This is a genomic window from Micromonospora sp. NPDC005324 (assembly GCF_040607155.1).
Taxonomy (GTDB): domain Bacteria; phylum Actinomycetota; class Actinomycetes; order Mycobacteriales; family Micromonosporaceae; genus Micromonospora; species Micromonospora trifolii.
In genome coordinates, this window is sequence record NZ_JBEXGE010000001.1 from 328,038 (window position 1) to 348,156 (window position 20,119).

Consider the following 20,119-nt stretch of genomic DNA (forward strand, 5'->3'; position numbering starts at 1 on the left):
AAATCCCCGTTGAGCCGCGTTCTCGTGGTCGAGGACGAGGAGTCGTTCTCCGACGCCTTGTCGTACATGCTCCGTAAGGAGGGCTTTGAGGTTTCGGTCGCCGCGACCGGCACCGACGCCCTCACCGAGTTCGACCGGACCGGCGCCGACATCGTGCTGCTCGACCTGATGTTGCCCGAGATGTCGGGGACCGAGGTCTGCCGGCAGTTGCGGCAGCGCTCCGCCGTGCCGATCATCATGGTCACCGCCCGGGACAGCGAGATTGACAAGGTGGTCGGGCTGGAGATCGGCGCAGACGACTACGTCACGAAGCCGTACTCGCCGCGGGAGCTTGTCGCCCGGATCCGGGCGGTGCTGCGCCGGCAGAGCCCGGAGGTGGCCGAGGCGGGTGCGCCGACGCTGGCCGCCGGCCCGGTGCGGATGGACATCGAGCGGCACGTGGTGACAGTCGACGGCGGGGCCGTGCAGCTGCCGCTGAAGGAGTTCGAGCTGCTGGAGCTGCTGCTGCGCAACGCGGGCCGGGTGCTCACCCGCGGCCAGCTCATCGACCGGGTCTGGGGCGCCGACTACGTCGGTGACACCAAGACGCTGGACGTGCACGTCAAGCGGCTGCGCTCCAAGATCGAGCCAGAGCCGTCCGCGCCGCGCTTCATCGTGACCGTTCGGGGTCTGGGCTACAAGTTCGAGCCGTGATCGGCGTACCCGAAGGGGGTCTGCGATCGACGCAGGCCCCCTTCGGTCTGTCCGAGCCTGGTCAGCGGACGACCTTGATGTTGAAGATGGCGGTGTCGAGCCGCCCGTAGAGTCGCAGCCAGAGCGGCAGTAGCATCTCGACGCCCCGGGCGGTCGAGAGGTCACCGAGGTCGATCACGTCGGTGTGGCCGAAGCTGACGAGTAGCCCGGTGACGATGCGCTTGGCCTCCGCGTCGTCGCCGGAGACGAAGACGCTGTGCGCGCCGTCGGCGAGCTGACGTGGGCGCACCATCAGCTCCGCCGTCACCGTGTTGAGTGACTTGACGACCTTCGCCTGCGGAAACTCCCGTTGTATCCGCTCGGCGAGGGAGTCGGTGTTGTGCACCGACAGGGTGGGCGGGAAGCCTGCGCCGAAGTCGAGCGGGTTGGAGATGTCGAGCACGACCTTGCCGGACAGGTTCGCCGCGCCGGCCGCGGTGAGCGCGGGCAGGGAGCCGTCGCCGCTAGTGGCGTTGACCACCAGGTCGGCGTCGACGGCCGCGTCTGCCTGGGTCGCCAGGCCCACCTCGGGATGCTGCGCCGCCCAGGCCGCGTACCCGCCGGCCCGGGTGGTCTCGACGTCGCGGGTGCCGATGGTGACCTGGTGGCCCAGCTCCGCCGCGCGGGCGGCGACGGCCTGGCCGACCGAGCCGGTGCCGAGAACTGCGATGCGCATGTCGATCGATCCTCCACTCGGGCGCGGGTGGAGTCGCGCCGGTTGCAGGCAGGCTAACAGACAGGTCTGTCTACCGTCTGCCCTCTTGATGTTTGAAGGCGCCGGGGCGATGCTCCGGCCGGGACAGGGACCCTGCTGCGGCGCTGTGGAGCTGATGTCGTAAACGAGTCAACCGCTGATGTCGTAAACGAATCAGCTCCAGAGGCATCTCGACGCGTTTCCTGGCTGCTCGTCAACGGTGGTGCGGATGCGGCCCGCAGACGGAGCTGTCTGTAGAATCGGTCCGCCACCAGCACGTCGAGGGAGTCCCGATGCCCGCGCAACGCACACCGGCCGGCTCAGCCCGGGATCGGATCCTGGACACCGCGTTCCGGCTCTTCTACGCGCACGGGCCGCGCGGCGTCGGGGTGGACACCGTCATCGCCGAGTCGGGCGTGGCGAAGGCGACGCTTTACAAGCACTTCCCGCGCAAGGACGACCTTGTGTTGGCGTACCTCGACCGGGTCGACCAGGCGTGGTTCGGCGCGCTGCGGGCGGCGGCCCGGGATGCCGGCGACGAGCCGCGCGAGCAGCTGATCGGGATGTTCGACGCGCTGGCCGGAGCCTGCCGCCGGGACGGTTACCACGGCTGCGCGTTCATCAACACCGCCGCCGAGTCGTCGGCCGGCGGCCCGGTGCACGCCCGGACTGTCGAACACAAGACCGTGGTCCGCGCCTGGGTGACCGAGCTGGCCCGTCAGGCGGGCGCGGCCCACCCGGAGTTGCTCGCCCGGCAGCTCACACTGCTGCTCGACGGTGGGCTCGCCAGCGGTGTGCTGGACGGCGACCCGGCGATCGCCGAGGCGGCCCGACGCAGCGCCCGCACCCTGGTCGACGACGCCCTGCGCTGACCCGCCGCTAAGCGCTCAGAACAGCTTGCGCAGCGCGGCGGCGATCTCGGCGACCTCGGTCAGCCGGCTCTCCGTCACGCTGATGACCATGTCATACGCGACGTCCTGGTCGGTCTCGTCGAGCTGCGCGACAGTGATGACGCGGTTCTGAAGCAGGAAGGTGATGGCGACGATCCAGCCAATCCGTTTGTTGCCGTCCACGAACGGGTGGTTGTTGACCAGCGAATGCAGCAGCGCCGCGGCCTTGGTCCACAGGTCGGGGTAGGCGTCTTCCCCGAACACGCTCGTCTGCGGCCGGGCCACGGCCGACTCCACCAGGCCGGCGTCCCGGATTCCGACGCCGATCTTGTGGGCGATGCTGGCAACGTCAGCGAGTGTGGGGTAGCGGATTTCCGTCATCACTCCGCCAGGCGGGCGAGCAGTGTGGCGTGGCGTTCGATGATCTCGTCCGCCAGTTCTCCGAACTCCTTGGCGTTCCGCCGGGCCAGGTAGTCGTCGATTGCATTGACGACGACGGCGTGCATCGACCGCGCCTCTTCGTCCGCAACGAGACGAAGTCGCCGTTCACGGTCGTCGTCGAGTCGCAGCGTCATGGCCATGCCGCAGATGGTAGCAAGGTTGCTACCAAGATCCGTTAAAGTTCGTCGGCCGGATGCGGGGCGATCATGCCCTGCTTCGTCCTGGTCGCGCACAGCTCAGCCAGCCGCTCGTACGCGGCGGCGCCGATCAGGGCGGTCAACTCCGGGGAGTACGACAGGTACATCGGCTCGGCGCCGACGTGCGCGTCCGTCGAGGAGGTGCACCACCAGTCCAGGTCGTGCCCGCCGGCTCCCCAGCCCCGCCGGTCGAACTCGGACAGTGTGGAGACCAGCACCTTGCTGTCGTCCGGTCGCTTCACCCAGTCCTGATCGCGGCGGATCGGCAGCTGCCAACAGACATCCGGCTTGTATTCCAACGGGTGCACCCCGTCGCGCAGCGCCTGGGCGTGCAGGGCGCAACCGCCACCGCCGGCGAAGTCGGCGTCGTTGAGGAACACGCACGGACCGTCGGGGCCCTGGGTGGCGGTACGACGGGCCGGGGTCTTGCCGTCGATGGTGTCCTCGTCGGTCCAGTTCTTGAACCCGCGCCGGAAATGCTGCCAGGTCGACGGAATGAGCCGCCGGACGGCGTTGCGGACCCGCTTCTCGTCGTCCGAGTCGGTGAAGAACGCCCCGTGCGAGCAGCAACCGTCGGCGGCCCGACCGGCGATGATGCCGTGGCAGCCCTTGCCGAAGATGCAGGTCCAGCGGGAGAGCAACCAGGTCAGGTCGGCCCGGATCAGGTGCGTCTCGTCGGCCGGGTCGGTGAACTCGATCCACTCCCGAGGGAAGTCCAGGGGCACCTCACGGCTACGCGGGTCACCCGGGTCGTCCACCAGCACACGGAGCTCCATCGTCACTCGGCCCAGCGTACGCGCGGTGACGTCCGCAGGCCGGTGAGCCGCGCAAACGTGTTGCGCCTACTGTCTTCACCATGCGACTGGGTGTCCTCGACGTCGGATCCAACACGGTGCATCTCCTCGTGGTGGACGCGCACCATGGCGCGCACCCGTGGCCGGCGCACTCCGAGAAGGTGGTGCTCCGGCTCGCCGAGCAGATCGGCCCCGACGGCGCGCTGACCGAGGCGGGCGCGGACGGCCTGGTCAAGGCGGTGGGCATGGCCAAGGCGGCGGCGGCCGGGTTGGAGGCCGACGACCTGATCGCCTTCGCCACGTCCGCGGTGCGCGACGCCACCAACGCGGCCGAGGTGCTGGCCCGGGTCCGGGACGAGACTGGCGTACGCCTGGCGGTGCTCTCCGGGGCGGACGAGGCGCGGTCGACGTTCCTGGCCGTCCGGCGGTGGTTCGGCTGGTCGGCGGGCCGGCTGCTGGTGCTCGACATCGGTGGCGGCTCGTTGGAGATCGCCGCCGGCATCGACGAGGACCCGGACGTCGCGGTCTCCCTGCCGCTCGGGGCCGGGCGGCTGACCCGCGAGCGGCTGCGGGTCGATCCGGCCAGTGCGGCCCCGCCGTCGGCGGAGGCCGTCGACAAGCTCCGGGAGTACGTGGACGGCAGGCTGGACAAGGTCGTCGACCAGATCACCCAGGTCGGCTGGGACCGGACGGTGGCCACCTCGAAGACGTTCCGCACCCTGGCCCGACTGGCCGGGGCCGCCCCGTCCGGTTCCGGGCTGTGGGCGCGACGCAGCCTGACCCGGCCCGGTCTGCGGCAGGTCATCGGCTTCATCCGGCACATCCCACCGGCGCAGTTGATGGAGCTGGAGGGGGTCAGCGCGGGTCGGGCCCACCAGTTGCTGGCCGGTGCCGTGGTCGCCGAGGCGGTGATGCGCCGCCTGGATCTGGAGTCGCTGGACATCTGCCCGTGGGCGCTGCGGGAGGGTGTCATTCTCCGCCGGCTCGATCAACTTGAACCGATCTGATCAGGCGGCCGTTTTCGGTCGGTTTGCCGGCGCTCGTCACGATGCCCCCGGCGCTGCCGGGCTACGCTGGCTGATGTGACTTCCCGCGTTCCCGTGCTCCTGTCCAGCTCGTCGGTCTTTCCCGAGCCGACCGCGGCGGCGTTCCAACTGGCCGCGGCGCTCGGCTACGACGGCGTCGAGGTGATGGTCTGGACCGACGTGGTCAGCCAGGACGCGGGCGCGCTGCGCGGCCTCTCCACGCACTACGACGTGCCGGTGCTCTCGGTGCACGCGCCCTGCCTGCTCGTCACCCAGCGGGTGTGGAGCCCGGACCCGTGGGAGCGGCTGCGCAGGGCCGCGGAGCTGGCCGAGACGCTGGGCGCGCCGACCGTCGTGGTGCACCCACCGTTCAGCTGGCAGCGCGACTACGCGCGCAACTTCGCCGAGGGTCTGGCCACCGTCGCGGACCGGTTCACCGGGCTGCGCTTCGCTGTGGAGAACATGTACCCGGTGCGGATGGCGGGCCGGCAGTTCGTCCCGTACGTGCCCGGTTGGGACCCGACCGACGCCGGCTACCCGTCGTACACCCTGGACTTGTCGCACTGCGCGGCCTCGCACAGCGACCCCCTGGAGATGGCCGACCGGATGGGCGCCGGGCTGGCGCACGTACACCTCGGTGACGGCACCGGCGAGGGCCGCGACGAGCACCTGGTGCCCGGGCGCGGCACCCAGCCCTGCGGGGAGCTGCTCTCCTCGCTGGCCGGCCGGGGTTTCACCGGGGCGGTGGCGGTGGAGGTCGCCACCCGGGGCGCGAAGAGCCGCGCGGTGCGCGAGGCGGACCTGCGGGCCGCGCTGGAGTTCGCCCGCCAGCACCTGACCGCGTCGTCACCGGTCGACGCCTGACCTCCTCCGCCCACGATCGGGCGGCAGCGGCGTCAGCTGACCGGTGAGAGGGAATCGGCTGCGGAGGTCGGCTGCGGGGCGACAGTCACCTGCTCGCCGACCGCCGCCCGCTTACGGGCCCGGTGGGCGGCGACGTGCGAGCGGGTGGCGCAGCGCTCCGAGCAGAACCGCCGGCAGCAGTTGGACGACGTGTCCAGGTAGACGTTGCCGCACCGTTCGTCGGCGCAGACCCCGAACCGGGCGCTGCCGTACTCGCAGAGCCAGACCGACAGCCCCCAGACCGCGCCGGCCAGGTATTCGGCACTGACCGAGGCGCCCCGACTGGTCACGTGCATGTGCCAGTCGCTGGAGTCGTGCCCGGAGATGCGCGGCTGCACCGGGAACGCCTCGAGCAGCGCGTTCAGCTCGGTGACCGCCTGGGCGTCCCGCCCCGAGGTGCCGTACTCGAAGACGTCCCGCAACCGCTTCTGCGCCCGGCGGAAAATAGCCACGTCCCGGTCCGCGACCTCGTCGCGCATCCAGGCGTTCTCGTCGGGGAAGAGGGCCCGCAGGTCGTCGAGGTCGTCCAGGCGGGCGTTGACCAGGTCAACGCCGGTCCGGGCGTACGCGTCGAAGTTCACGCCCCAACGGTAGACGACTCAGCGGGTGCGCGGCGCGTCGATGTAGTGCGGCAGGAACCGCGCGTAGCCATCGGTGATCAGACTCGCGCTCTCCCGCACACCCACGCCGGCCGATTCGCCGTCGACGATCCAGCTGCCCAGCACCATCCGGTAGCCGGCGAACTGCGGCAACGCGCGGAACTCCTGGTAGCACCAGCCCTCGTCGCCGTAGATCCCCGGGTTGGTGATCTCCTCATCGGCGGTGACGATGCGTACCGACCCGCCCTCGCGGCCGAGCAGTGGCTTGGCGACGTACTCCGCCATGCCGCGTGGCGAGTCGAGGTACGCCGGGAGCAGGTACTCGTGGCCGGGGTACAGCTCCCAGAGGACCGCGAGCAGCGCCTTGTTGGAGAGCAGCAGTTTCCAGGCCGGCTCGATCCAGGTGGTCGGGGTGCCCGGGGCCAGGGCCGCCGGCCCGTACGGCTCGGCCAGCATCCACTCCCACGGGTAGAGCTTGAAGCAGGTCGTCACCGGGTTGTCGTCGGCGTCGACGAAGCGTCGGCCGTCCCAGCCGATCTCCTGGATGGGCTGGAGCTCGACGCTGAGGCCGGCCTGCCGGGCGGTCTCGGCGAGGTAGCCGGCGGTCATGTGGTCCTCGCCGGACTCCTCCTCGTTCGACCAGAGCACGTGCACCCGGAGGTCGTGCAGCCCGGCCCCGATCTTCGCCCAGGCGCCGACCAGCCGCTCGTGCAGGCTGTTCCACTGATCCAGCTCCGGGCGGGTCTGCTCCAGCCAGTACCACTGGATGATGCTCGCCTCGACCAGCGCGGTGGGGGTGTCCGCGTTGTACTCCAACATCTTCGGGGGCCAGGTGCCGTCGTACGCGAGGTCGAAGCGGCCGTACAGGGTCGGCGGAGCCTCCCGCAGAGACCGGGCCACCGCCTCGGCCGCCCACTCCGGGATGCCGAACTCGGCGTACCGGCGCTGCGCCACCACGTGCTCGGCGGCGGCCACCGACATCCGGTGCAGCTCCTCGGTGGCCTCCTCCAGACGTCTCACCTCGTCCAGGTCGAACGCGTACGCGGCGGTCTCGTCCCAGTACGACATGATCCCGCCGTCGGGCAGCTCGGTGTCGACGTAGACCAGCCCCTGCGACCGGATGGTGGCGTCCCAGTCGGGGCGTGGCGTGACCGTCTCGCGGCGCACGTCAGCCGCCGCAGGCGGCGAGGTGGGTGCCGAAGCCGCCGCGATCGGGCAGGGCCGTGGTGGTCGGCTCCGGGGCGGTGCGGCCGGCGGCCGGGTCGGTGACCCGCATCGCCAGCGCGACGGTGTCACCGCCGCCGACCGGCCCGAGGGCGCAGTCGTCGTCATCGTCGTCGTCCGAGGTCATGTTGCAGCCGGAGAGGGCGAGCGCGAGAGCGGTGAGCGCGCCGAGCTGCACGGAGGCCGAGCGGAGTCGGCGGCGGGGGCGTTGGTCCACGGCATCGTTGTAGCCGATCGACGCCACCGCCGCCGCCCCGCCCCCATGTCGAGGTGGCCCGGCCGCCCCTCGGCGGGGCCCCTCGCAGGGGCGTTACGCTCGGCTCATGCTCCGTTCCGTCATCCTCGCCGCCTCCCGGTCATCCCAGGTCGAGCGGCTCGTCGCGACTGCCCCGTACACCCGGGACGTCGTCCGCCGGTTCGTCGCCGGCGCCGCCACCGACGACGCGTTGCGCGCGACCCGCGGGCTCGTCGACGACGGCCTCGCGGTCACCCTCGACCACCTCGGTGAGGACACCGTCCGCCCCGAACAGGCCACCGCCACCCGCGACGAATACCTGAAACTGCTGAAGATGCTCGGCGACGCGGGGCTCACCCCGGCCGCCGAGGTGAGCGTGAAGCTCTCCGCCCTCGGCCAGATGTTCGACGAGCAGTTGGCGTACGACAACGCGCGGGCGATCTGCGCGGCGGCCGACGCGGCGGGCACCACTGTCACCCTGGACATGGAGGACCACACCACCACCGACTCGACGTTGGAGGTGCTGAGCCGGCTGCGCAAGGACTTCCCGTCGACCGGCGCGGTGCTCCAGGCGTACCTTCGCCGGACCGAGTCGGACTGCCGGGAGCTCTCCTCGGCCGGGTCGCGGGTGCGACTGTGCAAGGGCGCCTACAAGGAGCCGGAGTCGGTGGCGTACCAGTCGGCCCGTGAGGTGGACAAGTCGTACGTGCGTTGCATGAACATCCTGATGTCCGGCGACGGGTACCCGATGCTGGCCACCCACGACCCGCGGATTATCTCGATCGGTGAGGACCGGGCCCGGTGGTTCGACCGGGGGCCGGAGCGCTTCGAGTTCCAGATGCTCTATGGCATCCGCCCAGAGGAGCAGGCCCGGCTGGCCGGCGAGGGCTACACGGTGCGCACCTACGTCCCGTACGGCGACGAGTGGTACGGCTACCTGATGCGCCGGCTCGCCGAGCGCCCCGCCAACCTGGTCTTCTTCGGCCGCGCCCTGATCTCCAAGAAGTAGTCCCCACGGTGCGGCGACGGGCCGGCGGCGACCCCTCGGGTCACCGTCGGCCCGTTTCGCATATCCGGCTTGCCAGCGTTGGCTAAGTGCCTTAGCTTTAAAGCTATGACTACTAGCCAGGTGCGGCGGGACGGCGGACACATCGCGTACGAGGTGCAGGGCGAGGGGCCGTTGGTGGTCCTCGCGCACGGCATGGGCGAGAACAGGGCGAGCTTCCGGCACCTCGTGCCGCTGCTGGTGGCCGCCGGTCACCGGGTCGCCTCGGTCGACGTCCGGGGGCACGGCGAGTCCAGCGCCGGCTGGCCCACGTACGCCCCGGCGGAGGTCGGCGCGGACCTGCTGGCGGTGGTCCGCGACCTCGACGCCGGTCCGGCCGTGCTGGTCGGCAGCTCGTCCGCCGCGGCGGCGGTGGTCTTCGCCGCCACCGACGCGCCCGAGCTGGTCACCGGCATCGTGCAGATCGGCGCCTTCGTCGGTCAGCCGAAGCTCAACCCGCTGCTGCGAATGGCGATGTGGTCCGTGTTGCACAGCCCTCGACTGTTCGGGATGTTCCACAACACCCTGTTCCCGGTGCACCGACCCGCCGACGACGCCGCCTACCGCCGCTCGATGGTGACCAACCTGCGCGAGCCCGGCCGGATGGCCGCGACGCGCGGCGTGATCGCACCGGCCGAGCCGCACTGGACCGCCCGCGCCCCGCAGGTGCGGCAACCCGTGCTGGTGCTGATGGGGTCCAAGGACCCGGACTTCCCCGACCCCGGAGCCGAGGCGCGAGCCGCCCGGCGGCTCTTCGGCACCGCCGAGGCCCGAATGATCGAGGAGTCCGGCCATTACCCGCACGCCGACCAGCCGCAGCGCACCGCGGAGCAGTTGCTCGGCTTCCTGGCGGTGTGCGCCGGTGCCTAGGGTCGGCCTGAACCAGCAGACAGTCGTATGGGAGGCGGCCCGGTTGGCCGACGAGGTCGGCTTCCAACAGCTCACCCTCGCCGCGCTCGCCAGCCGTCTCGGTGTGGCGCTGCCCAGCCTCTACAAGCACGTGCGGGGGGCGGACGCCCTGGCCCAGAAACTGGCCGCCCTGGCCACCGCCGAGCTGGCCACCGAGATGAGCACCGCCGCCGTCGGCCGCTCCGGTGGCGACGCGCTCCGGGCCATGGCGGACGCCTACCGGGACTACGCCCTCCGGCACCCCGGCCGCTACCCGGCGACGCAGCGGGTGCCCGACCCGGCCGACCCGGAACACGTCGAGGCGGGCGAACGCGCCGTCGGTGCCATCTTCGCGGTGCTGCGCGGGTACGGGCTCACCGGCGACGACGCGGTGGACGCGACCCGCGCGCTGCGCAGCGCCCTGCACGGCTTCGTGACCCTGGAGGCCGCAGGCGGCTTCGGCCTGCCCCGCGACGTCGGCCGTTCGTACCACCAGTTGGTCGCGAGCATGGACATCTCGTTCCGCTCCTGGCCGCGCAGCGGCGGGTGAGCCAGCGACCGGGCCGATCGGCACGGGGCGGCCTCGCCGCATCCAGGTAGTGGTCGTACCCTTCGGCGGGTGACTGACGAGGTGCAGCAGCCAGCACCACGGCGGCTCTGGCCGCTGTGGACGGTGCTCGTGGTGGTCGTCCTGGTGCTGGGCTGCGGCCTGCCGGCGGCGCTCGTCGTCGGAGTGATCCGGGAGACAGACTCGCGCCCCACTGTCAGCCGGGTCGGCTCCTCGGCGGCCGACGACCCCGCCACCGCAGTGGCCCGTGGGCTGTCCGACCGGATCACCGCCCAGCTCCACAAGCAGTCCGCGGCACTCCTCGGCGGCGACCGGGCCGGGTTCCTCGCCGTCGCCGATCCCGCCGCCCACAACGACCTGCGCCGCCGCTTCGCCGCGCTCCGCGAGCTCAGGGTGACCGGCTGGCGGGCCGAGCCGAGTGGCCTGCCCGTGCCGATCATCGGCAAGCCGGGTGAGTGGCGGTTGCTGGTGCGCTTCCAGTATTGCTTCGTCACGCCGAACTGCCGGCCCAGCCCGGTGCTGATCGGCACCCGGTGGCGGGAGAACGGCGACCAGCCCCAGATGGTCGCCATGGAGGAATCCAAGTCGGTGGAGACCGGCACCCGACCGTGGGAGATCAGCGACCTGGCGGTCGCCGTCGGCGCGCGGACCATCGTCGCCACCACCCCGGCGCTGCGCGGCAAGCTTCCCGGCCTGCTCGCCCAGGCCGAGGCGGCGGCGAAGGTCGCCGACGGGTACGCGGTGACCGGCTCACCGCCGGACCGATACCGGATCTTCTACGCCGGCCGCACCGAGTGGCAGCGCTGGTACGGCGGGGAGCGCCCGGAATGGACCGGCGGCTACGCGGTGACAGTGGGCGGCGGCCACCACGAGGTGGTGCTCAACGCCGAAGGGCTCTCCAACAGCGGCACCGACGACCTGCTGCGCCACGAGCTGACCCACGCGGCGTCGTTGCCGGAGCGCGGCTACCCGGGCAAGCTCACCTGGTGGTTGGTCGAGGGCCTGGCCGAGTTCGCCGGCGCCGGCGGTCAGGCGGTCGACCGGTACGAGGGCATCGCCGACGTGCGCAAGATGGTCCGGGGGGGCTGGGACGGCAAGTTGGAGGGCGTCAACCCCGCCGACGACGCGTCGGCGGAACGGGTCGCCGCCAGCTACGGCATCGGCTACCTGGCCGTTCGGCACCTCGTCGACAGGTACGGGCCGCTGCGGCTGCTCACCTTCTTCAAGACCGTGGTGCACGACGGCAGGACCATCGACGCGGCCTCCGAGAAGGCGTTCGGTGAGCAGTGGTCGACCCTGCACGACGAGTGCGTGGCGTACGTCCGCGCCACCGCCGCCTGACGCAGCTCGGAGGCGGTGCGGGGGTGCGCCGTACCATCGATGGGTGCGCCGTCCCCAGTTGTCACGGCCCGCCGGCACCATGCGGCCCCGCCTGCTCATCGCCCTGACCGCCGTCGTCGTCCTCACCGCCACCACCGCCGCCTCCTGTGGCGACGAAGGCCCCGATCTCACGCTGGCGTCGGCCGCCCGCAACCCGGTCACCGAGGTGATCGACGCACCGGCCACGGTGACCGCCCGCGCCGCCGCCACCCTCACCGCTTCCGCCGACGGCACCCTGTCCAGCCTGCGCGTCCAACCTGGACAGCGGGTCAAGCGGGGTCAGGTGCTGGCCGTGGTCGACTCACCGAGCGCGCAACAGCGTCTCCGTCAGGCCAAGGAGGCGCTGGCCGCCGCGAAGCGCGCCGGTCGAGGCGTCGGGGCGGGCAGTCTGACCAGCAGCCGGCGTGGCACCGACAAGGCCGCCGACGAGGCGTTCGACGCGGCCAGGAAGGCCGCCGAGAAGATCGCCGACCCGCAACTGCGCGACGCGCTGCTGACCCAGGTGACGTCCGCGCAACGCCAGTACACGGCCGCCGCGCGCAGCGCCGACCAGGCGGTCCGCGCGGTGCAGCGGGGGATCAACGGGTTGAGCTCCGCCGTCGGCGCGCTCTCCGCGGCGCAACGGCTCCAGGCCCAGCAGGCGTACGACCTGGCGAAGGCGAGCGTCGACGCGCTGACCCTGCGCGCCCCGATCGCCGGGGTGGTGCAGCCCGGCGGCACCCGGGCCGGTGGTGGCGCGAACGGCGGCCTGGCCGGGCTGTTGGAGCAGGCCGGTGGCGCGCAGGCGGCCGGCCTCAACCCGTCCGTGCTGGCCCCCAACCAGGGTGGGCCGCCGGCTGGCGTGGACGACGCCGTCGCGGTCGGCGGTCAGGTCACCGCCGGCACCCCGGTGCTGACAGTTGTGGACACCGGGCAGTTGGGTCTGCTCGCCGAGGTGGACGAGACCGACGTGCTGCTGGTCAAGGCCGGCGTCCCGGCCACCGTCGAGTTGGATGCCGTCACCGGCGCCAGCTACGACGCCACCGTCCGCTCGGTCGACGTGCTGCCCACCAACTCCGCGCAGGGCGGGGTCACCTACCGGGTCCGCCTCGCGCTGGGCGCCGGGAAGCTGGCCGAGGACGAGCCGGCCCCGACGCCCCGCCCCGGCATGAACGCGATAGTGCACCTGCGGGTCCGCGAGGCCGTCGACGCGGTGACCGTCCCCGCCTCGGCGGTGTTCTCCGCCGACGGCCGGGACGCGGTCTGGGTGGTCCGTGACGGCAGGGCGGGCCGGGCGTCGGTGACAGTGGGCGTCCAGGGGTCCGACCTGGTGCAGATCCTCAACGGCGTGCAGCCCGGAGATCGGATCGTGGTGCGTGGCGCCGACCAGGTCCGCGACGGCCAGGAAGTCCGGTGACCGAGTCCGCCGTCGCCGATCCGCGCGACGACCGGCCGGCAGGGGAGCGCGTTCCGGCCATCGAGGCGGTGGACGTGTCCCGGACGTACCAGCTCGACGGGGTGTCGGTGGAGGCGCTGCGGGGGGTGTCGCTCACCGTGCAGCCGGGGGACTACGTGGCACTGGTCGGCCCGTCCGGCTCGGGCAAGTCGACCCTCATGCACCTCCTCGGAGGGCTGGACCGGCCCACCGGTGGCCGTCTGGTGATCGGCGGGCGGGACGTCAACGCCCTCGCCCCACCGGAGATGGCGACACTGCGCAACGAGACGATCGGCTTCGTCTTCCAGGCGTTTCACCTGTTGCCGCGTACCTCGGCGGTGGAGAACGTGGCGTTGCCCCTGGTCTACCGGGGGGTGTCGGCCCGGCAGCGGCGGGAGCGGGCGGCGGCGATGCTGGGCCGGGTCGGCCTCGGGCACCGGTTGGAACACCGGCCCAACCAGATGTCCGGCGGTGAGCAGCAGCGGGTGGCGATCGCCCGCGCTCTGGTCACCGAGCCGACGGTGCTGCTGGCCGACGAACCCACCGGCAACCTGGACAGCGTCACCGGCGCCGCGGTGCTGGAGCTGCTGGAACAGTTGAACGCGGAGTCCGGGGTGGCGCTGGTGATGGTCACCCACGACCAGGAGGTGGCGGCCCGCGCCCGCCGCCGAATCACCATGCGCGACGGGGTGGTCGTGGCGGACAGCGCCGACCCGCGCTCCGCCCATGATCGACCGCCGTCCGTTGATCACGGTCGACCTGCGACACTGGTCCCCGCTCCCAGCGCGGAGCCCCGGTCCGCGTCCGGAAGCGGTCCGGGGCACCCGTCCGGTGGCTCCGGTGGCGCCGCCGGAGCCACCGGGCGCCTTCCGCGCGAGGTCGAGCGGCCCGGGGGTACGGCGTGAGGGTCGCCGAGGCGTGGCGGGTGGCGCTGGACGCCCTGCGGGCCAACCGGCTGCGGAGCGCGCTGACAATGCTCGGGGTGATCATCGGGGTGGCCTCGGTGGTGCTGCTGGTGGCGATCGGCACCGGCACCAAACAGAAGGTCGAGCAACAGGTCGAGGGTCTCGGTTCCAACCTGCTGCTGGTCGTCCCCGGCCGGATCGAGGTGGGCAACGCGCCGGTGGTCTCGCCGCTGACCCTCAAGGACGTGGACGCCGTCACCCGGGTGGTCGGCGACCCCGATCGGGTGGCGGTCACCGTCGCCTCCGGGGCGACCGCGCGGGCCGGCGCCCGATCCGACTTCACCACGGTGCAGGGCGTCCTGGAGACGACCCCGGCGGTGTTCACCAGGTCGCTGGCGCGGGGACGCTACCTCACCGGTACCGACGTGGACACCAGCCGACGGGTGGCGGTGCTCGGTGACTCGGTCGCCCGTGCGCTCTTCCCCGATCGGGACCCGCTCGGCCAGCAGGTGGCGCTGGCCGGGGTGCGGTTCCGGGTGATCGGTGTCTTCGCGCCCCTCGGGCAGAGCCTCGGCGTCGACCGGGACGACGAGGTGCACGTGCCGGTGACCGCCGCGCAACGACTCTGGGGCACCCAGCGGGTCGACGGCATCGCGGTGAAGGCACCGGACCGGGAGCGGATCGACGAGCTGGGCCAACGGATCGTCGCCGAGCTGAACCGCCGCCACCCGGACACCGAGTTCAGCGCCGTCACCCAGCAGCAGATCCTCGGCGTGCTCGGCGACATCCTCGGTGTCCTCACCGGCGTGCTGGCGGCCATCGCCGGCATCTCGCTGCTCGTCGGCGGCGTCGGCGTCTCCAACATCATGCTGGTCAGCGTCCGGGAGCGGACCCGGGAGATCGGGTTGCGCAAGGCCGTCGGCGCGCGTCCCCGCGACATCGGCGTGCAGTTCCTTCTGGAGGCGGTGCTGCTCACCACGATCGGCGGGCTCACCGGGATGGCGCTGGGCGTGGGAACCGCACTGCTGGTCAACGCGCTGTCGCCAATTCCGGCGGCGATCACCTGGTGGTCGTTGGCGCTCGCCTTCGGTGTGTCGGCGGTGGTGGGCATCGTCTTCGGGGTGGTTCCCGCGCAGCGCGCCGGCCGTCTCGACCCGGTGGTCGCGCTGCGCACCGAATGAGCAGTGCCGGAGCAACCGGACGACGGACGCGGACGGGCGGTTACCGGGAGCACGGATCGGGTGAACCGGCCACCGAAGCATGATCAGTTGCAGGAAGGGATCGCGCCGGTCACAACCGCCCCGCTACCGTACTGGTAACACGCGCGTCGCCGGCCCGGCCCGGAGCATCCGTCGGGTTGGCACGCGCCGGGCATGGGATGGGTCGGTGAGCCATGGCCGGGTCACAGTCCGACGGACGGCTGTCGGAGGTCAAGTTCCTGACCGTTGCGGAGGTGGCGACGGTCATGCGGGTGTCGAAGATGACTGTCTATCGCCTGGTGCACAGCGGTGAGCTCACCGCCGTCCGGGTCGGCCGGTCATTCCGGGTGCCCGAGCATGCGGTGCACGAATATCTCCGGGGTGCCTTTCAGGAGACCGCCTGAGCCACCGCCCCGCCCTCCGATCGCCGGTTGACCGGCGTCGGGGGGCGTAAGAAGTGAGCCCGCGGGCCCCGCGGTCGCGAACCAGAGGCGGCCGCGACGGGGGCGCGTTGGTCCGGCTGACGCCCTCCGGCTACCCTGGAGCCCGACCGAGACCCCACCGGTGCGCCCCGCCGCCCAGACTGGTCCGGTCCGTTGTCCGCAAGCGGTCGCCGTCGCCACCTGCGTGGTGTCATCCGGTCCGCCCCGCACGTTGTATCGAAAGGCTGTCGTATGGGCTCGGTGGTCAAGAAGCGCCGTAAGCGCATGGCTAAGAAGAAGCACCGCAAGCTGCTGCGCAAGACCCGCGTCCAGCGTCGCCGTCTCGGCAAGTGATCGCCGCCGGGCTCATGGGCCCGGCGTCACTTGCCAAACTGTCGACCCCCGGAGGCTCAGGTGATCAGGCCGTGGTCGTCCCGGCTCGGTCCATCCTGCCGGCGTAGGTGCGTCAGATGACCCCCGGTGGCACCTCATCAGGTGCTCCGGGGGTCGTCGTCGTCACCGGAGTGGGCCGTTACCTGGGCGCCCACGTGGCGGCCCGGCTGGCCGCCGACCCGCGCATCGAACGGGTCATCGGGGTCGACGCACCGGACTCCGGCACCGAGTTCACCGACCTGCTGGACCGGGTCGAACGGATCCGCGTCGACGGCGCTTCCCTCGGTGGCCTCCTCGCCGACCTGGACGTCGACGCGGTGGTGCACCTCGCGCTGGTCACCTCACCCGACCCGCAGCACGGCGGCCGGTCCGGGATGAAGGACCAGAACGTCATCGGCAGCATGCAGATGCTCGCCGCCTGCCAGCGGGCGCCCCGACTGCGCAAGCTCGTGGTCCGCTCGTCGACCGCCGCGTACGGGGTGTCGTTCCGGGATCCGGCGGTCTTCACCGAGGAGACCGAACCCCGCGAGGTGCCGCGCGGCGGTTTCGGCCGCGACATTCTCGACCTTGAGGGGTACGTGCGCGGTTTCCGCCGCCGCCGGTCCGACGTCACCGCCACGGTGCTGCGCTTCGCCCCGTTCATCGGCTCGACCGCCGACACCACGCTGACCCGCTACTTCTCGCAGCCGTTCGTGCCGACAGTCTTCGGCCGTGACCCCCGCCTGCAGTTCCTGCACTTCGACGACGCGTTGGAGGTGCTGCACCGGTCGATCGTGGAGGACCATCCCGGCACGTACAACGTCGCCGGCCCCGGGGTGCTGTCGCTGTCCCAGGCGATCCGGCGCGCCGGACGGGTCGCCGTGCCGGTGCTGGAGCCAGGTCTCTCCGGGGCTGCCGCGATGGCCCGCACCATGGGTTTCGGCCGCTACGGCCTGGACCAGGTCGACCTCTTCGTGCACGGCCGGGTGGTCGACACCAGCCGGCTTGAGCAGGAGTACGGCTTCACGCCCCGGTCGACCGCCGAGGCGTTCGAGGACTTCATCCGGGCCCACCACGGTGGGGTGGTGGTCACGCGGGATCAACTGGCCGCCGCCGAGCAACTCGTCCTGGACGGCATCCGGCAGGTCCGTTCAGCGGTCCGGGAGCGTTCATCATGAGTGGGCCGGAGGAGGGGCGCGACCCGCAGTCGGTCGGGCGGTTCGACGTACCCGCGCAGGTGCCTCCGCCGGACGCGGAGCCGGCGCGGCGCAACGGACATCGACCGGCCGCACAGGCCGCGCCGACCCCGACCGCGCCGCTGGCCCCGACCGTGCCGTCGACCCCGACCCCGACGCCGGCCGACGCTGTCGACGCCGTGTTGTCCGGCGGCACCGAGCCGGCGGTGTCGGACCGGCCCGGGGACCACTGGGACCGCAAGGTCGCGAACGGGTTGGCGTTCCTGCGCCGGCGGCTCTCCGGTGACTACGAGGTCGACGAGTTCGGTTTCGACTCGGAGTTGACCGACGCGGTCTTCCACCCGCTGCTGCGGCTGCTCTACCGGGACTGGTTCCGCACCGAGGTCAGTGGGGTGGAGCACGTCCCCGTGGATGGGCCCGCCCTGGTGGTCGGCAACCACTCCGGGACTGTGGCACTGGACGCCCTGATCCTCTCGGCGGCGCTGCACGACAAGCATCCCGCCCACCGCTACCTGCGGCTGCTCGGCGCCGACCTGGTGTTCCGGATGCCTGTGGTCTCCGAGTTGGCCCGCAAGACCGGCGGCACTGTGGCCTGCAACCCGGACGCCGAGCGGCTGCTCGGCGGCGGCGATCTGGTCGGTGTGTTCCCTGAGGGCTTCAAGGGCATCGGCAAGCTCTATGCCGACCGTTACAAACTGCAACGCTTCGGGCGGGGCGGGTTCGTCTCGGCGGCGCTGCGCACCGGCACCCCGATCGTGCCCGTCGCCATCGTCGGCGGCGAGGAGATCTATCCGATGCTCGCCGACATCAAGCCCCTGGCACGGTTGCTGAAGCTGCCCTACTTCCCGGTCACGCCGACGTTCCCGCTGCTCGGCCCGCTGGGCATGGTGCCGCTGCCCAGCAAGTGGCTGATCGAGTTCTGCCCGCCGATCCCCACCGCACACCTGACCGACTCGGCGGACGACCCGCTGGTGGTCTTCAACCTCGCCGACCAGGTGCGGGAGACCATCCAGCAGACCCTGCACACGCTGCTGGAGCGACGCCCCGACCCGTTCGGCCCCTAGGGCGCGGGCTTCGACGTACGCCCCGAACGGGCGGCTCAGGCGGCGCGGCGGCGGCGTTGCAGGGCCAGGCCGGCGGTGACGGCGCCGGCGACCAGCCCCGCCGCCGCGGTCGACGGCACCGCGATCTTGACCGCTCGGCGGCCGGCGCGGAAGTCCCGCACCTCCCAGCCGTGCTGGCGGGCCTGCCGCAACAGGGCGCCGTCCGGGTTGACGGCCACCGCCCGGCCCACCGCGGAGAGCAGCGGCAGGTCGTTCGTCGAGTCGCTGTAGGCCGCGCAGCGGGCCAGGTCGAGCCCTTCCACGGCGGCGAGCTGGGTGACCGCCTCAGCCTTGGCCGGCCCGTGCATCAGGTCACCAACCAACCGCCCGGTGTACGCCCCGTCGAGCACCTCGGCCACAGTGCCGATGGCGCCGGTCAGGCCGAGCCGGGCGGCGATCACCCGGCCGATCTCGACGGGGGCGGCGCTGACCAGCCAGACCCGCTGACCGGCGTCCAGGTGACGTTGAGCGAGCTGGTGGGTGCCGGCCCAGATCCGAGGGGCCATCATCTCGTCGAAGATCTCCTCGGCGAGGTGTTCGACCTCGTTGACCCTCCAGCCCTGGACGAAGGCCAGCGCCGCCTCCTTGGCCACTGACATGTCACCGGCGTGCTCCCGGGCCAGCAGGCGGAAGCGGAGCTGCTGCCAGGCGAATCGGGCCAGGTCGGCGGTGGTCACGTAGTTTCGGGAGGCCAGCCCACGGGCGAACCAGTAGATCGACGCGCCCTGCATCATCGTGTTGTCCACGTCGAAGAACGCCGCGGCGGTCGGGTCGGGTGCGCTGACCGGGGCCAGGTCGGTCTCCGCCCAGGCTGCGGTATGCCCCTCGGCGTCGGTGCTGACCGTCACCTTACGGCTACGCGCCACGCGAATCCCTTCCTCACCGGTACGACGGATGTTCCTCCCCAGCGAGGGTATCCGCCGTAGACGGGCGACCGGCCGGGCACACAGCGAACTGTGGCGCGGCCGGTCGGATGTGCGGTATAGGGACGCAGGTCAGCGGGCCCCGGGGCAGGTGTTCGGGTCCGGCCCGAGGGCGTCGCTGGCAGTCGGTGCCGGCAGGCCGCAGACGATCGCCGCGCGCAGGTCGTCCGAGCGTTCCCGGATGCTGTCCAGCAACAGCAGCGACCGCTGGGTCCGTTCCCGGTCGACCCGGGTGCTCCCGTCGAGCAGACCGCGTACCGCGCGGCGCTGGCTCGACACGAAGGTGTTGAGAGTGTCCAGGCTGCCCGGCTCGGCCCGCTGCACAGCGGCCGAGGTCAGCAGGCGAACGCCCTGCCGGCTGTCGGCGTCCATGTCGTCGAGGACCGCGCTGTAGCCGATCCGGTCACCGCGCAGCTTGGCGGCTTCGCCGACCCTGGTCCGGGCGAAGTCCAGGAAGAGCTGGCCTCGGCTGATGTCGGAGCTGGCCAGGGCGAGCTGCGCCCGTTCGGTGGAGCGCTTCATCCCGTACAGCGCGTCACCGGGCACCGCGTTCTCGCTGGCGGCGGAGATCCCGGAGACGGCGATGGCCCCGGCGGCGATGCCGACCAGGATCGCGCCCCGTGCTCGGGCCCGCCGGGCGGTGACCGCCGGCAGCAGCCGCCCGCGGGTGGTCGTGGCGGCCGGTTCGCTGACCGCCGCCGGTGTGTTGCCCAGCCCTTCCCGTTCGGCGGTTGCGAGCAGCATCGCCCGCAGACCGGTACGGAAGTCCTGGTCTACCTCGACAGCCGGGGGGTCGACGCTGAGCCGTTGACCCACTGCGACGAGCGGCGCCAGTTGGCCGTCCACACGGGATCGCACGTGGTGTCGTCGAGCGCCGTTGGCCTCGTCGAGAAGCTGCGCGAAGCGCTCCGCGCGCCGGCGGGAGAAGAGGGTGTTGTCCACCGCAGGCACCTCCTCTCGCTGGTCACGG

24 protein-coding genes are annotated in these 20,119 nt (G+C 71.9%); 15 read left to right on the forward strand and 9 right to left on the reverse strand.

Going from position 1 to position 20,119, the window contains the following annotated elements:
* Positions 1-9 precede the first annotated feature (9 nt).
* Positions 10-693: a response regulator transcription factor gene (locus ABZS40_RS01645; protein WP_030329696.1), complete on the forward strand. Its 684-nt coding sequence runs from the start codon at positions 10-12 to the stop codon at positions 691-693.
* 61 nt (positions 694-754) lie between these two features.
* Here the strand turns inward: ABZS40_RS01645 and ABZS40_RS01650 are convergent, their stop codons facing one another.
* The gene (locus ABZS40_RS01650; RefSeq protein WP_354940641.1) at positions 755-1,408 is read right to left on the reverse strand and encodes an NAD(P)-binding domain-containing protein; all 654 of its coding nucleotides are present in this window, start codon (positions 1,406-1,408) and stop codon (positions 755-757) included.
* Between the two features lie 311 nt (positions 1,409-1,719).
* Between ABZS40_RS01650 and ABZS40_RS01655 the strand changes: the two genes are divergently transcribed.
* A complete protein-coding gene (locus ABZS40_RS01655; RefSeq protein WP_354940644.1) occupies positions 1,720-2,298 on the forward strand; it encodes a TetR/AcrR family transcriptional regulator in 579 nt (192 codons plus the stop codon).
* A 15-nt stretch (positions 2,299-2,313) separates the two neighbouring features.
* On the opposite strand, the gene ABZS40_RS01660 is transcribed toward ABZS40_RS01655, so the two are convergent.
* Genes ABZS40_RS01660 through ABZS40_RS01670 form a run of 3 tightly spaced genes read right to left on the reverse strand, consistent with a single transcriptional unit; the run spans position 2,314 to position 3,730 of the window.
* Positions 2,314-2,697, reverse strand: coding sequence for a type II toxin-antitoxin system death-on-curing family toxin (locus ABZS40_RS01660; protein WP_354940647.1), 384 nt, complete (start codon positions 2,695-2,697; stop codon positions 2,314-2,316).
* Positions 2,697-2,897: a hypothetical protein gene (locus ABZS40_RS01665; protein WP_354940650.1), complete on the reverse strand. Its 201-nt coding sequence runs from the start codon at positions 2,895-2,897 to the stop codon at positions 2,697-2,699. Before ABZS40_RS01665 ends, ABZS40_RS01660 begins: the two co-directional genes overlap by 1 nt.
* Before the next feature lie 35 nt (positions 2,898-2,932).
* Positions 2,933-3,730 (reverse strand): hypothetical protein, encoded by a 798-nt coding sequence (locus ABZS40_RS01670; protein ID WP_354940871.1) that lies wholly within the window; start codon positions 3,728-3,730, stop codon positions 2,933-2,935.
* Between the two features lie 80 nt (positions 3,731-3,810).
* Between ABZS40_RS01670 and ABZS40_RS01675 the strand changes: the two genes are divergently transcribed.
* Together ABZS40_RS01675 and ABZS40_RS01680 are read left to right on the forward strand one after the other, a co-directional pair.
* A complete protein-coding gene (locus ABZS40_RS01675) occupies positions 3,811-4,755 on the forward strand; it encodes a Ppx/GppA phosphatase family protein (protein WP_354940653.1) in 945 nt (314 codons plus the stop codon).
* A gap of 75 nt (positions 4,756-4,830) precedes the next feature.
* Positions 4,831-5,637, forward strand: coding sequence for a sugar phosphate isomerase/epimerase (locus tag ABZS40_RS01680; protein ID WP_354940656.1), 807 nt, complete (start codon positions 4,831-4,833; stop codon positions 5,635-5,637).
* A gap of 32 nt (positions 5,638-5,669) precedes the next feature.
* Here ABZS40_RS01680 and ABZS40_RS01685 read toward each other — a convergent pair whose 3' ends face one another.
* From ABZS40_RS01685 to ABZS40_RS01695, 3 genes are read right to left on the reverse strand one after another with little or no spacing between them, the layout of a single operon-like run.
* Positions 5,670-6,257: a CGNR zinc finger domain-containing protein gene (locus ABZS40_RS01685; protein ID WP_091402753.1), complete on the reverse strand. Its 588-nt coding sequence runs from the start codon at positions 6,255-6,257 to the stop codon at positions 5,670-5,672.
* Between the two features lie 18 nt (positions 6,258-6,275).
* Positions 6,276-7,442, reverse strand: a complete 1,167-nt coding sequence (locus ABZS40_RS01690; RefSeq protein ID WP_354940659.1) for a glutathionylspermidine synthase family protein — start codon at positions 7,440-7,442, stop codon at positions 6,276-6,278.
* Position 7,443: 1 nt separating this feature from the next.
* Positions 7,444-7,716, reverse strand: a complete 273-nt coding sequence (locus ABZS40_RS01695; protein WP_354940662.1) for a hypothetical protein — start codon at positions 7,714-7,716, stop codon at positions 7,444-7,446.
* 106 nt (positions 7,717-7,822) lie between these two features.
* On the opposite strand from ABZS40_RS01695, the gene ABZS40_RS01700 reads away from it, so the two are divergent.
* The 11 genes from ABZS40_RS01700 to ABZS40_RS01750 all read left to right on the forward strand — a co-directional run bounded on the left by ABZS40_RS01700 (position 7,823) and on the right by ABZS40_RS01750 (position 18,187).
* Positions 7,823-8,743, forward strand: a complete 921-nt coding sequence (locus tag ABZS40_RS01700; protein ID WP_354940664.1) for a proline dehydrogenase family protein — start codon at positions 7,823-7,825, stop codon at positions 8,741-8,743.
* 105 nt (positions 8,744-8,848) lie between these two features.
* Positions 8,849-9,649, forward strand: a complete 801-nt coding sequence (locus ABZS40_RS01705) for an alpha/beta hydrolase (protein ID WP_354940667.1) — start codon at positions 8,849-8,851, stop codon at positions 9,647-9,649.
* Positions 9,642-10,217 (forward strand): WHG domain-containing protein, encoded by a 576-nt coding sequence (locus ABZS40_RS01710; protein ID WP_354940670.1) that lies wholly within the window; start codon positions 9,642-9,644, stop codon positions 10,215-10,217. Before ABZS40_RS01705 ends, ABZS40_RS01710 begins: the two co-directional genes overlap by 8 nt.
* Positions 10,218-10,286: 69 nt before the next feature.
* Positions 10,287-11,576, forward strand: a complete 1,290-nt coding sequence (locus ABZS40_RS01715) for a hypothetical protein (RefSeq protein WP_354940673.1) — start codon at positions 10,287-10,289, stop codon at positions 11,574-11,576.
* Positions 11,577-11,655: 79 nt separating this feature from the next.
* On the forward strand, positions 11,656-13,011 hold the full coding sequence (locus ABZS40_RS01720) for an efflux RND transporter periplasmic adaptor subunit (protein ID WP_354940874.1): 1,356 nt from the start codon (positions 11,656-11,658) through the stop codon (positions 13,009-13,011).
* Positions 13,008-13,934 carry an ABC transporter ATP-binding protein gene (locus tag ABZS40_RS01725; RefSeq protein WP_354940676.1) on the forward strand — a complete coding sequence of 309 codons (927 nt, stop codon included), beginning with the start codon at positions 13,008-13,010 and terminating at the stop codon, positions 13,932-13,934. Before ABZS40_RS01720 ends, ABZS40_RS01725 begins: the two co-directional genes overlap by 4 nt.
* Entirely contained in the window at positions 13,931-15,115 is a 1,185-nt protein-coding gene (locus ABZS40_RS01730; protein ID WP_354940679.1) for an ABC transporter permease, read from the forward strand. Before ABZS40_RS01725 ends, ABZS40_RS01730 begins: the two co-directional genes overlap by 4 nt.
* Positions 15,116-15,327: 212 nt before the next feature.
* Positions 15,328-15,537: a helix-turn-helix domain-containing protein gene (locus ABZS40_RS01735; RefSeq protein ID WP_007465625.1), complete on the forward strand. Its 210-nt coding sequence runs from the start codon at positions 15,328-15,330 to the stop codon at positions 15,535-15,537.
* Between the two features lie 270 nt (positions 15,538-15,807).
* On the forward strand, positions 15,808-15,909 hold the full coding sequence (locus tag ABZS40_RS01740; RefSeq protein ID WP_007465623.1) for an AURKAIP1/COX24 domain-containing protein: 102 nt from the start codon (positions 15,808-15,810) through the stop codon (positions 15,907-15,909).
* Positions 15,910-16,025: 116 nt separating this feature from the next.
* Positions 16,026-17,105, forward strand: a complete 1,080-nt coding sequence (locus ABZS40_RS01745; protein ID WP_354940682.1) for an NAD-dependent epimerase/dehydratase family protein — start codon at positions 16,026-16,028, stop codon at positions 17,103-17,105.
* Positions 17,106-17,305: 200 nt separating this feature from the next.
* Complete coding sequence (locus ABZS40_RS01750; protein ID WP_238682137.1) at positions 17,306-18,187, forward strand: lysophospholipid acyltransferase family protein; 882 nt, start codon at positions 17,306-17,308, stop codon at positions 18,185-18,187.
* 35 nt (positions 18,188-18,222) lie between these two features.
* Here ABZS40_RS01750 and ABZS40_RS01755 read toward each other — a convergent pair whose 3' ends face one another.
* Positions 18,223-19,092, reverse strand: a complete 870-nt coding sequence (locus ABZS40_RS01755) for an HAD-IB family hydrolase (protein WP_354940685.1) — start codon at positions 19,090-19,092, stop codon at positions 18,223-18,225.
* 129 nt (positions 19,093-19,221) lie between these two features.
* Positions 19,222-20,091 (reverse strand): DUF5667 domain-containing protein, encoded by an 870-nt coding sequence (locus ABZS40_RS01760; protein ID WP_354940689.1) that lies wholly within the window; start codon positions 20,089-20,091, stop codon positions 19,222-19,224.
* Positions 20,092-20,119: the final 28 nt, after the last annotated feature.